This is a genomic window from Lysinibacillus irui, assembly GCF_028877475.1.
GTDB classification, from domain to species: Bacteria; Bacillota; Bacilli; order Bacillales_A; family Planococcaceae; genus Lysinibacillus; species Lysinibacillus irui.
The window spans coordinates 3,455,249-3,468,012 of the sequence record NZ_CP113527.1 but is presented as its reverse complement, the minus strand read 5'-3'; the positions used below and the strand labels follow the sequence as shown (position 1 = coordinate 3,468,012).

The 12,764-nt window shown below is 38.7% G+C and carries 13 protein-coding genes; 6 read left to right on the top strand and 7 right to left on the bottom strand.

The annotated features are described in order from the left end of the window. Window positions 1-10: 10 nt before the first annotated feature. Window positions 11-1,798 carry an assimilatory sulfite reductase (NADPH) flavoprotein subunit gene (locus tag OU989_RS17485; protein WP_274794235.1) on the top strand — a complete coding sequence of 596 codons (1,788 nt, stop codon included), beginning with the start codon at window positions 11-13 and terminating at the stop codon, window positions 1,796-1,798. Between the two features lie 108 nt (window positions 1,799-1,906). Continuing rightward, window positions 1,907-3,622 (top strand): assimilatory sulfite reductase (NADPH) hemoprotein subunit, encoded by a 1,716-nt coding sequence (gene cysI / locus OU989_RS17480; RefSeq protein WP_274794234.1) that lies wholly within the window; start codon window positions 1,907-1,909, stop codon window positions 3,620-3,622. A gap of 109 nt (window positions 3,623-3,731) precedes the next feature. On the opposite strand, the gene OU989_RS17475 is transcribed toward cysI, so the two are convergent. The 4 genes from OU989_RS17475 to OU989_RS17460 are packed head-to-tail and all read right to left on the bottom strand — an operon-like array spanning window position 3,732 to window position 7,589. After that, on the bottom strand, window positions 3,732-4,802 hold the full coding sequence (locus tag OU989_RS17475; RefSeq protein ID WP_274794233.1) for a sulfate/molybdate ABC transporter ATP-binding protein: 1,071 nt from the start codon (window positions 4,800-4,802) through the stop codon (window positions 3,732-3,734). Between the two features lie 15 nt (window positions 4,803-4,817). Next, on the bottom strand, window positions 4,818-5,681 hold the full coding sequence (gene cysW / locus OU989_RS17470) for a sulfate ABC transporter permease subunit CysW (protein WP_274794232.1): 864 nt from the start codon (window positions 5,679-5,681) through the stop codon (window positions 4,818-4,820). A gap of 10 nt (window positions 5,682-5,691) precedes the next feature. Beyond that, window positions 5,692-6,525, bottom strand: coding sequence for a sulfate ABC transporter permease subunit CysT (gene cysT, locus OU989_RS17465; RefSeq protein ID WP_274794231.1), 834 nt, complete (start codon window positions 6,523-6,525; stop codon window positions 5,692-5,694). An 11-nt stretch (window positions 6,526-6,536) separates the two neighbouring features. Further along, window positions 6,537-7,589 (bottom strand): sulfate ABC transporter substrate-binding protein, encoded by a 1,053-nt coding sequence (locus OU989_RS17460; protein ID WP_274794230.1) that lies wholly within the window; start codon window positions 7,587-7,589, stop codon window positions 6,537-6,539. A gap of 441 nt (window positions 7,590-8,030) precedes the next feature. On the opposite strand from OU989_RS17460, the gene OU989_RS17455 reads away from it, so the two are divergent. From OU989_RS17455 to cysC, 4 genes are all read left to right on the top strand, one after another. Next, complete coding sequence (locus OU989_RS17455; protein ID WP_274794229.1) at window positions 8,031-8,732, top strand: phosphoadenylyl-sulfate reductase; 702 nt, start codon at window positions 8,031-8,033, stop codon at window positions 8,730-8,732. Window positions 8,733-8,744: 12 nt separating this feature from the next. Beyond that, window positions 8,745-9,809 (top strand): sulfate permease, encoded by a 1,065-nt coding sequence (locus OU989_RS17450; protein ID WP_274794228.1) that lies wholly within the window; start codon window positions 8,745-8,747, stop codon window positions 9,807-9,809. 68 nt (window positions 9,810-9,877) lie between these two features. Beyond that, window positions 9,878-11,017: a sulfate adenylyltransferase gene (gene sat, locus OU989_RS17445; protein WP_274794227.1), complete on the top strand. Its 1,140-nt coding sequence runs from the start codon at window positions 9,878-9,880 to the stop codon at window positions 11,015-11,017. Further along, window positions 11,014-11,607 carry an adenylyl-sulfate kinase gene (gene cysC, locus OU989_RS17440; RefSeq protein WP_274794226.1) on the top strand — a complete coding sequence of 198 codons (594 nt, stop codon included), beginning with the start codon at window positions 11,014-11,016 and terminating at the stop codon, window positions 11,605-11,607. Before sat ends, cysC begins: the two co-directional genes overlap by 4 nt. A gap of 46 nt (window positions 11,608-11,653) precedes the next feature. Here the strand turns inward: cysC and mnhG are convergent, their stop codons facing one another. The 3 genes from mnhG to OU989_RS17425 are packed head-to-tail and all read right to left on the bottom strand — an operon-like array spanning window position 11,654 to window position 12,763. After that, entirely contained in the window at window positions 11,654-12,022 is a 369-nt protein-coding gene (gene mnhG / locus OU989_RS17435) for a monovalent cation/H(+) antiporter subunit G (protein ID WP_274794225.1), read from the bottom strand. Beyond that, complete coding sequence (locus OU989_RS17430) at window positions 12,006-12,287, bottom strand: Na(+)/H(+) antiporter subunit F1 (RefSeq protein WP_054610630.1); 282 nt, start codon at window positions 12,285-12,287, stop codon at window positions 12,006-12,008. The genes mnhG and OU989_RS17430 overlap by 17 nt, the downstream gene beginning before the upstream one ends. Continuing rightward, a complete protein-coding gene (locus OU989_RS17425; RefSeq protein WP_274794224.1) occupies window positions 12,284-12,763 on the bottom strand; it encodes a Na+/H+ antiporter subunit E in 480 nt (159 codons plus the stop codon). Before OU989_RS17425 ends, OU989_RS17430 begins: the two co-directional genes overlap by 4 nt. Between the last annotated feature and the right edge of the window lies 1 nt (window position 12,764).

The following is a 12,764-nucleotide window of genomic DNA, read 5'->3' as shown; positions in this document are numbered from 1 at the left end:
GTGGCAAAGATTGAAATTGCAAGTAATAAATAGTCCATTTAATGAAGAGCAGGTGAAGCTATTAAATGAGCTTCTTCCTAAATTAACAATCGAACAGAAAATATGGCTAAACGGCTATTTAAGTGCACCACAAGCAACACTTGAAGCGCTTGTTGAAGATGCATTACCAGCGGTCGAACCTATTACAAAAACAATGACGATTTTATATGGCTCGCAAACAGGCAATAGTCAAGGATTAGCGGAAAAATACGCGTCAGCTTTAAAAGCCCAGAATGTAGATGTTACAATTTCATCCCTAGGGAAATTTAAAGCAACGAATTTAAAAAAGATCACCAATCTCTTACTGATTGTCAGTACACATGGAGAGGGAGATCCACCAGATCAAGCGATTCAATTCTATGAATTTTTGCATAGTAAGCGTGCACCAAAACTAGAGCATTTACACTATTCAGTTCTTGCTTTAGGGGATAGCTCCTATGAATTTTTCTGTAAGACTGGTAAGGATTTTGATGAACAATTTGCTAAATTAGGCGCAAAAAGAATTGTTCCTCGAACTGATTGTGATGTGGATTATGATGACGCAGCTGCACAATGGTTCTTAGCCGTAGAAAAGGAATTTCTGCAACAGACGACAGCAGTAACAGCAACACAAACCAATGAAAACCAAGGTCTAGGAGATTCTACATATTCAAGAAAAAATCCATTTTACGCTGAAGTGTTAGAAAATATTAATTTAAATGGTCGCGGCTCTAATAAAGAAACACGTCATCTTGAATTATCTATTGAGGGCGCTAATTTTCATTTTGAACCTGGAGATAGTATTGGGATTCAACCGGAGAATGATGAACAGTTAGTTAGTGCATTATTGACTGCACTGGAGTTTAATCCAGAAACCGAGGTGACGGTTTTGGATGAAGCAATCACTATCAAGCAGGCTCTACAGAAAAAGTTAGAAATTACCGTGTTATCTAAGCCGTTACTTGAAAAAGTTAGTGCCTATACAAAACATCCTGAGTTTTTAAAGCTATTGGAAGAGCCTAATGCTTGGAAGGACTATGCAGAGGGAAGAGACTTACTTGATGTAGTAGAGGATTTTGCACCTTTTACTTGGAGTGCTCAGCAATTTGTCGAGATGCTCCGTAAAATTCCAGCACGACTTTATTCCATAGCTAGTAGCCAAAAGGCCAATAGTGAAGAGGTTCATTTAACGATTAGTAAGGTAAGTTATGAGACTAATGGTAGACAACGTCTTGGTGTTTGCTCTGGTAGTATATCAGAACGCATTCAACCCGGCGATACTTTACCAATTTATGTTCATAAAAACCCGAACTTCAGATTACCAGAAAATGAGGATACACCAATTATTATGATTGGTGCGGGCACAGGTGTTGCTCCTTATCGTGCTTTTCTAGAAGAACGAGAGGAGTTAGGCATTGAGGGGAAAGCTTGGCTCATCTTTGGTGATCAACATTTTGTCACGGATTTCCTCTACCAGACGGATTGGCAACGATGGCTTGCTTCTGGCACATTAAGCCAAATGCATGTTGCCTTCTCACGGGATACCGAGAAAAAAGTATATGTTCAACATAAATTGCAAGAACATGCAGCAAGTTTTTATGAATGGCTTGAGCAGGGTGCAGTCATTTATGTATGTGGGGATAAAAAATCAATGGCAGCTGATGTCGATGCAACCATTCATCAAATTATTGAGCAGCAAGGACAGAAAACACCAGAAGAAGCAAAATCCTTTGTGAAAGAATTAAAGCAGCAAAAACGCTACCAACGGGACGTTTATTAACAGTATTTCGTGCATGTTAAAAAACCTATAGTGAACCTTTGCTAGCAAGCGGGGTCTTAGGTGTGTCAGAAAACACCGAAGTGTTATGGATTAAAGGAGCGATAAGGAATGTCAGAAAAAATAGTATTACCTCCACAGCCTGGGAAACCAAGCGATGTAGAACGTATTAAGACCGAAAGTAATTACCTACGTGGAACACTTGAGCAATCGATGAATGATCCATTAAGCTCTGGTATTCCTGAGGATGATAATCGTCTAATGAAATTCCATGGCAGTTACTTACAGGATGATCGAGATCTTCGCAATGAGCGTCAACGTCAAAAGCTAGAACCAGCCTATCAATTTATGGTTCGTGTACGAACACCTGGAGGAGCAGCTACACCGGCTCAATGGCTTGTTATGGATGAAATGGCAAGAAAGTATGGGAATGGTTCCTTAAAATTAACAACACGTCAAGCATTTCAAGTACACGGCATTTTAAAATGGAATGTGAAAAAATATATGCAGGAAATCAATGAAGTGTTATTGGATTCTCTTGCAGCATGTGGAGATGTAAACCGCAATGTGATGTGTAATGTGAATCCAAATCAATCTGCATTGCATGAGGAAGTATATAATTGGTCAGCTAAATTAAGTGAGCATTTATTACCTCGAACGCGTGCATACCATGAATTATGGTTGGATGGAGAAAAGGTAGTAGATAGTCAGGATGAAGAAATTGAACCGATTTACGGAGCTCAATATTTACCACGTAAATTTAAAATTGGAATTGCCATTCCACCAAGTAATGATGTAGATGTTTTTTCACAGGATATCGGCCTTATTGCCATTGTTGAAAAGAACGAACTTATCGGATTTAATATTGCTGTTGGCGGAGGAATGGGTATGACACATGGTGATCATGATACCTATCCACAGCTTGCTCGTGTAATTGGCTTTATTACACCCGATAAATTGCTAGAAACAGCAGAAAAAATACTGACGATCCAGCGTGATTATGGAAATCGCTCTGTTCGCAAAAATGCACGTTTTAAATACACGATTGATGCAAGAGGACTTGAATGGTTCCAAGAAGAATTAACTCGTCGTCTAGGCTGGGAAATTCAGCCGGCTCGCCCCTATACATTTGAGCGTACAGGTGATGAATTTGGCTGGATTAAAGGGTCTGATGACAATTGGCATTATACATTATTCATTCAAAATGGTCGTTTAAAAGATTTTGAGGATTATCAGTTGTTAACTGGATTACGAGAAATAGCTAAGGTACACACAGGTGATTTTCGTTTAACACCAAACCAAAATTTAATGATTAGTAATGTAACACCACAGAACAAGGACAAAATAAATACGATTATTGAACAATACAAGCTAACGGATGGGGCCCATTATTCAGCTTTACGTCGCAATTCTATTGCCTGTGTTTCTTTACCGACATGTGGTTTAGCGATGGCTGAAGCAGAACGCTATTTACCCTCTCTAATTACTAAAATCGATGAGATTATTGATGAAGCGGGCTTAAATGAAACCGAGATCGTCATTCGTATGTCTGGTTGTCCAAATGGTTGCTCACGTGCAGCTATGGCGGAAATCGGCTTTATCGGTAAAGGGCCAGGAAAATATAATATGTACCTAGGTGCTAGCTTTACAGGCAATCGCTTAAATAAAATCTATCGTGAAAATATTGGCGAAGAGGAAATTTTAGCAGAGCTACGCCCAATTCTTCTACATTTTGCGAAGGAACGTTTAGAGGGCGAGCATTTTGGAGACTTTGTTATTCGCACTGGGTATGTAACAGCCGTGTATGATGGAAGAGATTTTCACTAATCTTAAAAACCATGTAGCATTTTCTTTGCTACATGGTTTTATGTTGTTAGAAAAAGATGATGGGTAGGGTGAGGGGGGATATCCGTTCCACCTGCCACAAAAATTCTATTTAAATAGAGTAATCCTCAGGTATAAACACCTTCAATTGTTTCGGCTTTACAAATACTTGATCGCCAACATGAAGCTGGAGATGATGAAATTGCTCTTTAGATAACTCTACCTCTAAAAACTCATCAAGATCCTCACGGCGTAGCTCCATTTGAACAATAGGGCCTAACAAATGTATATGACTGATTATAACAGGAACCGTACCTGGAATACTTGTTTTCTCAATATGAATATCATGCGGGCGTACATAGCCAATGGCGTTGTCTTCAGTATGTGTTAAAGCATCAGGTACATCAAGTGCAATTTCGCCATGCAAGAGCTTGCCATTATGTAAGCGCCCTTTAAAAAGATTGACATTGCCTAAAAAATCATAAACAAACGGACTTTTAGGATTTGTATATACCTCGTCTGGACTGCCAATTTGCTCAATTTTGCCATTGTTCATGACCACAATACGATCAGCTACATCAAGTGCTTCCTCTTGGTCATGTGTAACAAAAATACTTGTAATATGAAACTCATCATGCAGCTTCCGTAGCCAGCGACGTAACTCCTTGCGTACTTTTGCATCAAGGGCTCCGAATGGTTCATCTAATAAAAGGACTTTAGGCTCTACAGCCAGTGCTCTTGCTAGTGCTACACGTTGACGTTGCCCTCCGGAAAGCTGCGTTGGATACCGGTCAGATAAATTTTCAAGTTTAACTAGTTGCAACAATTCCATTACTTTTTTTGTTATTTCTTCCTTTGAAGGTCTGTTTTTTCTTGGACGAACCTTTAGGCCATAACCCACATTATCAAAGACCGTCATATGACGAAAAAGTGCATAATGTTGAAACACAAAGCCTACGTTGCGTTCCTTTGGATGTTGATTGGTTATAGATTGCCCATCAAATAATATGTCCCCAACATCAGTAGCTTCAAGCCCTGCAATGACACGTAATAAAGAGGTTTTTCCTGAACCGGAAGGGCCAAGCAATGCTACTAGCTCTCCAGATTGAATATGGACTGATACATCCTCTAATGCTTGGAACGAACCATATTTTTTGGATACGTTCTGAATTTGTATACTCATAGTGACGATCTCCTTTTAACTAGATTTTGATTTCCAGGCAATCATGTCTTTCACTACTAATGTAAAGATTGCCATGACACTCATTAAAGATGCGACAGCAAAGGCTGCTGAAAATTGATATTCATTATAAAGAATTTCAATATGAAGTGGCATCGTATTGGTCAAACCTCGAATATGACCGGATACAACAGAGACAGCACCAAATTCTCCAATAGCACGGGCATTACATAAAATTAACCCATAAAACAGTCCCCATTTAATATTCGGTAATGTGACATACCAAAAGGTCTTAAAACCACTAGCACCAAGTGAAATAGACGCTTCCTCCTCAGAGGTTCCCTGTGTCTGCATGAGCGGGATTAACTCACGTGCTACAAAGGGCAACGTGACGAAAATAGTGGCGAGAACAATACCAGGGAGGGCAAAAACAATTTTTATATTGTTTGCGAACAGCCAATCACCAAATAGTCCCTGAGAGCCAAACAAAAGAATAAACACTAAACCTGCGATAACAGGCGAGACTGCAAAAGGTAGATCAACAATGGTAAGTAAAAGATTTTTTCCTTTAAAATTAAATTTTGTGAGTGCCCAAGCAGCCATTACACCAAAAATAGCATTCAATGGTACCGTAATCGCCACAACAATAAGAGTAAGTTTAATAGCTGCTAATGCATCTGGATGTGTAATAGCTGCTAGATAAACATCTTTTCCTTGTTGAAAGGCAGTAATAAAAATAGATACTAACGGCAGCACAATAAATAAAGCTAAAAAAGCGAAGGCAATGCCAGTTAACGTATAGCGAATAATACGAGGCTCCTGTAATGCAGCAGACGTTGTGACAGCTTTATTTGACTGTTGAATAAAAGTTGATTGTTCCATAACGTACCTCCTAATGCACAAAGCGACGATTAGCTAGCCATTGTATGAAGTTGATGGTGAATAACAAAATAAAGGATGTGACAAGCATGACAACTGCTATTGCTGTTGCACCCGCATAATCATATTGCTCTAGCTTTGTCATAATGATTAATGGCGTAATTTCCGTTTTCATCGGCATATTTCCAGCAATAAAAACAACAGAGCCATATTCACCTAATGCCCGAGCAAAGGCTAACGAAAAGCCAGTTAATATGGCGGGTAATAGCTCAGGCAAAATAACTTTATGGAAGGTTTGTAATCGATTTGCGCCAAGACTTGCTGAAGCTTCTTCCACCTCAGCACTACTATTTTGTAATACAGGCTGAACTGTTCGCACAACAAAGGGTAGCCCGATAAAAGTTAAGGCAATAATGATACCAAGGGGTGTAAAGGCAATTTTAAAATTGAAAAATTGGCCGATCCAACCATTTGGTGCATAGAGTGACGTTAAAGCAATGCCTGCGACAGCAGTTGGTAAGGCAAAAGGTAAATCGACAAGTCCATCGATGATTCGTTTAAAGGGAAATTGGTAACGAACAAGAACCCAAGCGATAATTGTGCCGAAAATAACATTGAGTAAACCAGCAATTAACGCTGTGCTGAAGCTTACTTTATAAGAAGCAACAGCACGAGGGTCTGTAATAATATCTATAAACGCCGTCCAGCTTAATGACATGGTATGAATAAAAATCATAGAAAGTGGCAATAACACTAGTAAACTAACATAAAGCATTGTATAACCGAGTGATAGATGAAAGCCTGGAATAATGCGATGCGATTTTTTAAGACGGATTAAACTACTCATTAAAACGCTCCTTATTGTGGTACGTATATTTCATCAAAGGTACCACCATCTTTAAAGTGGGTTGCTTGTGCTTGTGCCCAGCCACCAAAATCATCTATTGAGACAAGTTCAAGCTGTGGGAATTGTTCTTTATATTTCGCCAAAATCGTTTCATTACGTGGTCGATAATAGTTTTTCGCAGCAATTTCTTGCCCGATATCGCTATATAAATGCTGTAAGTAAGCTTCAGCCACTTCGCGTGTCCCTTTTTTATCAACAATTTTGTCGACAATAGCAACTGGTGGTTCAGCTAAAATACTTAATGAAGGTGTAACGATTTCAAATTCATCCTTACCTAATTCATTTAGAGATAAGTATGCCTCATTTTCCCATGCAATTAAGACATCACCGATTTTTCGTTCTACAAATGTTGTAGTGGCACCACGAGCTCCGGAGTCTAGTACCTCTACATTGCTATATAGTGATTTCATAAATTGTTTTATTTTTGTTTCATCATCGTTATATAATTTCCCAGCATAAGCCCAAGCAGCTAAGTAATTCCAACGTGCACCACCAGAAGTTTTAGGGTTCGGTGTAATGACAGACACATCTTTTTTAATCAAGTCATTCCAGTCTTGAATGTTTTTTGGATTACCCTTACGTACTAAAAAAACAATGGTTGATGTATATGGAGTAGAGTTATGATCAAACTCTGTCTGCCAATCTTTATCCAAGAGATCGCGCGTTTGAGCAATTTCATCAATATCGTAAGCTAGTGCAAGTGTGACAACGTCAGCCTCAAGCCCATCAATCACCGCCCGCCCCTGTTTACCAGATCCACCATGAGATTGATTGATCGTGACATCTTGACCTGTTTCATCCTTCCATTTTTTAATAAAGTCTTTGTTGAATTCATCGTAAAGCTCACGTGTCGGATCATAGGAGACATTTAGTAGTTCTACAGATTTCTTTGCATCCTGGTCACTTGCTTCTTTGTCTGAGCTAGCACGCCCACAGCCTGTTAAGCCCAAAGCAAATAAAGATATTAGCGCTATTGATTGCAGTACAAATTTCCTTTTTTTCATATCATTTCGCTCCTTTTCTGTCTAAAGAATGCAAAAGGCCACCCCCCATAGTGAATTCACCTCATGGGTAGATGGCCTTCAGATCCTCTGATCAGCATGTTATTGTTGGTGTCAAAGCTTTAGTAATACATTAAACATATATTTCCTATTAGTCAACAAGGAATTATAAAAAGATTTTTTATTTTCAATTTTCCATTCATCATATGCAGCTGGAGAATTGAAAAAGTGGGATTATTTAAAAATTTTAAAAACCTAGTTGACTGCTAGGTGTACTTTAGTATATATTTGGTAATAAGAAAAATGATTGAAGAATGAGGTAGCAACTACTAGTGAACAATCATTAAATAAAGAGCTGGCTAGTCAAACTAGAGGCGTTTTAACAAAGACCTGTTTTACTGTGTCTGTTGTTAGAACGCCTTTTTTCGCTATGAGGGGGATTCGATGTTAACATATGCAAATTGGCAAGAACCAACCATTGATTTTCAAATCGATGAAACGTATAAGGCAGCACTGGAGGTGTTAAAGTGGAGCTTTCAAGAATATGGGGATGAAATCGTCTATGCATGTAGCTTTGGTATTGAGGGAATAGTACTCATTGATCTTATTTCAAAGGTAAGGCCTGATGCGACGATTGTCTTTTTAGATACAGATGTTCATTTTAAAGAAACATATGAAACTATTAATAAAGTTAAAGAAAGATATCCGCTATTAAACATCGTTATGAAAAAGCCTGCACTTACACTTGAACAACAAGCTGCACAATATGGCGATGAACTATGGAAGTCAAATCCAAATAAATGCTGTGACATTCGTAAAATTAAGCCTTTACATGAAGCTTTGTCAGGGAAAAAGGCTTGGATTTCTGGCTTACGTCGTGAACAGTCGCCAACACGTCAACAAACAAATTTTCTTAATCGCGACGAGAAATTTACATCCATTAAAGTTTGTCCATTGATTCATTGGACTTGGAAGGATGTCTGGCGCTATGTCTCTAAGCACAATCTGCCATACAATCCTTTGCATGATCAAGGTTATCCAAGTATTGGCTGTGAGCATTGTACAAAGCCAGCATTTACAATGGATGATTTACGGTCGGGCAGATGGCAAGGGTCGGGTAAAACAGAGTGCGGGTTACATGAGTAAAGGAGTTATGCCATGCTTGAATATTTTGCAATAGCGATTAGTTTATTTTTTGCGATGAATATAGGTGCTAGCGGAGCAGCAGCCTCTATGGGGGTTGCTTATGGTGCAGGTGCCATCAAAAAAGCGTGGCAAGCATTGCTGTTATGCGCAGTCGGCGTTTTTAGTGGAGCGATATTAGGCGGAGGAGAAGTTGTCAAAACGATTAGCTCTGGCATTATGCCACAGGAGTATATAACGGTAAAAATTGTTGTCATTATTTTAATTTCAGCAACAAGCTCTTTGTTTTTTGCCAATCTTCTAGGCATACCATTATCAACAAGTGAAGTAACGGTAGGTGCCGTTGTTGGGGTTGGTATTGCCTATAAAGTGCTATTCGTCAATTCTTTGCTTGTTATCATCTCATTTTGGATTATTGTACCACTTGTAGCTTTTATTATAGCTCTTATATTTGGCAAGCTGTTATATAAATTACAAAGTAGAGGACAGCTAAAAGATCGTCCGATTTTAACGATCCTTCTAGTATTGGCTGGATTTTTTGAAGCTTTTTCGGCTGGCATGAACAATGTGGCAAATGCAGTTGGACCACTTGTTGGTGCAGGTATGATGGACGTTACGACAGGTATTATCCTTGGTGGGGCCTTTGTCGCAATCGGCGCTATGCTACTTGGCAAACGTGTTCTTGAAACAAACGGCAAAAAAATTGTGCGCTTTAAAAAAGCAGAAGGAATTTTAATTTCTAGTACAGGTGCACTTCTTGTAGGGATTAGTTCAATATTTGGACTTCCGGTTCCATTAACACAAGTAACGTCTTCATCCATTATTGGAATGGGTATGGCACAAAATGGGAAACAAATTTTTCATCAGCATATTGTGAAAAAAATTATTCGCATTTGGATTGTTTCACCCATCTTTTCGTTAGCTATTTCTTATTTTCTAGTACAGCTATTTTTAGAGAAGGATCTCTACGCCATTATTTTAATTGGCAGTATTATTGTTGGAACACTGGGAGTCATTAGTTTAATGCGTACAATGCGTGAAGAGGAGCAATCTATCTATGATGCAGGGGAAGGCATTTAAATTAGTTCCTATAAATATATGTTAATATATAAAACTTAGTAATTCACTAGAATTAGGAGGAGATTTTGATGAGTTTACAACCACATGGTGGTCTTCTTGTGCAAGCATTTAATCCAGAAAAGGATATTACAACGATTCACAAAAAGATTGAGCTGGATGCAATTTCATTGAGTGATTTAGAGCTAATTGCGATAGGAGGCTATAGCCCAATTGAAGGCTTTCTAACACAGGAAGACTATGAGTCAGTCGTGGAACAAAGCCGCTTAGCATCTGGAGTAGTATGGAGTATTCCTATTACTTTACCTGTTACAAAAGAGAAAGCTGCAACGCTAGAGCCTGGTGATGAAGCTACATTAGTATTTAATGATGTAATTTATGGGGTTATTGAAGTGGCAGATATTTATGAACCGAATAAGCGAAAAGAGACATTGCTCGTTTATGGTACGGAGGATTTAGCCCATCCTGGAGTTCAAAAGCTTCATGAACGACCTGCAATGTATGTTGGAGGAAAAATTACATTAATCAACCGTATCGCTCGAAAGTTTCCTACATATTCCTTTGATCCAGTGGAAACACGACAATTATTTGCTGAAAAGGGATGGAAGACGATTGTCGGCTTCCAAACTCGTAATCCTGTCCATAGAGCACATGAATATATTCAGAAGGCAGCACTTGAAACGATTGATGGGTTATTTCTAAACCCTCTTGTTGGTGAAACAAAATCGGACGATGTGTCAGCTGCAATTCGAATGGAGAGCTATGAAGTTTTATTGAAAAACTATTATCCTGAAAATCGTGTTCAATTAGGTGTGTTCCCAGCAGCTATGCGCTATGCAGGACCACGAGAGGCTATTTTTCACGCACTAGTGAGAAAAAATTATGGCTGCACTCATTTTATTGTAGGTCGTGATCATGCAGGTGTAGGTGATTATTATGGTACGTATGATGCACAAAAAATCTTTGAGCAATTTACTGAAGATGAATTAGGCATCGTCCCATTAAAATTTGAGCATAGTTTTTATTGTCAACAATGCGAGGGAATGGCTACGACAAAAACGTGTCCACACGATAGTTCGGCTCATGTGATTTTATCAGGAACAAAAGTACGTGAAATGCTACGAAATGGAGAAGTGCCTCCAAGCACATTCAGTCGTAAAGAAGTGGTAGACGTCCTAATTAAAGGCATGCGTAAGGAGGTAGTTAAATGAGCTCAAACATCGTTTGGCATGAAGCCTCCATTACGAAAGAGGAGCGCCGTTCAAAAAACAAGCATCATAGCTTTATATTATGGTTTACAGGCTTATCTGCTTCAGGAAAATCATCGGTAGCAAATGCCTTTGCTCAGAGATTATTTGAAAGAGGTAATCAAGCCTTCGTGTTGGATGGTGATAATGTCCGTCATGGCTTGAATAAGGATTTAGGATTTGATGAGGCAGGCAGAAAGGAAAATATTCGCCGAATAGGAGAAGTTTCTAAGCTATTTATAGAAGGCGGTCAAATTGTGTTAACAGCTTTTATTTCGCCTTATCGGGAGGATCGCCAAGTGGTACGCGAGCTTGTAGAAGATGGCGAATTTCTTGAGGTTTTTGTTAAGTGTTCGGTAGAAATATGTGAAAAACGAGATCCAAAAGGTCTGTATAAAAAAGCAAGAAATGCGGAAATTGCTAACTTTACAGGAATTAGCTCACCGTATGAAGAACCAGAAAATCCAGAAGTTATTTTGGATACAGAACAATATTCCATAGAGGAATGCGTTGAACAGCTGACCGATATTTTAACAGCCAAGGGATATATTTAACGAAAAAATCTGCTCGAGAGGACCATCGAGCAGATTTTTTCTATATTTATTTCACATTTTGTTCCTTTTTCATTCTGTCAATTTCAGGACCTAGCTCATCACGTACTGTCCCTTTCCATGGCTTTACACCAGCAATATAGGAGGAACGAGTCATAATATGTCCACCAACAGGTCCAGTAATGAAGAGGAATAGTATCCCCAGTAATATACGTGGATTGAAATGATCTTCAATCAGCCAAAAGTGAAAGAATACACCGATTAGTACACACATAACACCGAGTGTGGCACTTTTGGAAGCGGCATGGGCACGCGTATACAAATCAGGTAAGCGGATAAGTCCAATCGCTGTCACGACAATAAACAGTGCACCAACTGTAATGAAAAAGATAACTAAACTATTAGCGAGAATTGTCACGTTTAATGATATCTCCTTTCTCTATGAATTTAGAGAAGGCCACTGTACCGATAAACGATAAAATTGCTAGCAATAAAATAATCTCAAGGAAGAAGCTTGTTTCCACTAAGATTGAAAATAGGCCAATAAGGGAAATAAGTGATACACCAAGGGAATCTAAAGCTACAACACGGTCAGATGCTGAAGGGCCTTTTACCATTCGATATATGACAGCAATCATCGATAAGCAAATCACTACAATGACTGCAATAATAAATGTTGTCATGATTTACTCACCTCCAAAATTGCTTTCTCAAATGAATCTCGTATGGAAGCAATTGCTTCATCTACATCACTAATATCAATGGCATGTACATACAATGTTTTCGCATCATCTGAAACATGAACGACAACTGTTCCTGGCGTTAAAGTAATTAGACTTGATAGTAAAGTGATCTCCCAGTCCTGTGTTAGCACAGTAGGATATGCAAAAAAGGCTGGTTGCATATCCAATTTAGGTTTTAACACAACTTTCAAAACTTGCACATTGGCTAATATTAATTCTTTAAAGAACAGCAAAGTTAATTTTAGAAGGGCCCATAAACGGTAGACATAAAGTCGTGACTTGAAAAATCTCCGCATGATGATCAGTAAAATAATCCCCATTATAAACCCAATAATAAAGCCGGCTGCTGTGTAATTAGAGGAAAGGAACATCCATACAAAGGCAAGGACAAAGTTTAAAATCATTTGAAATGCCATA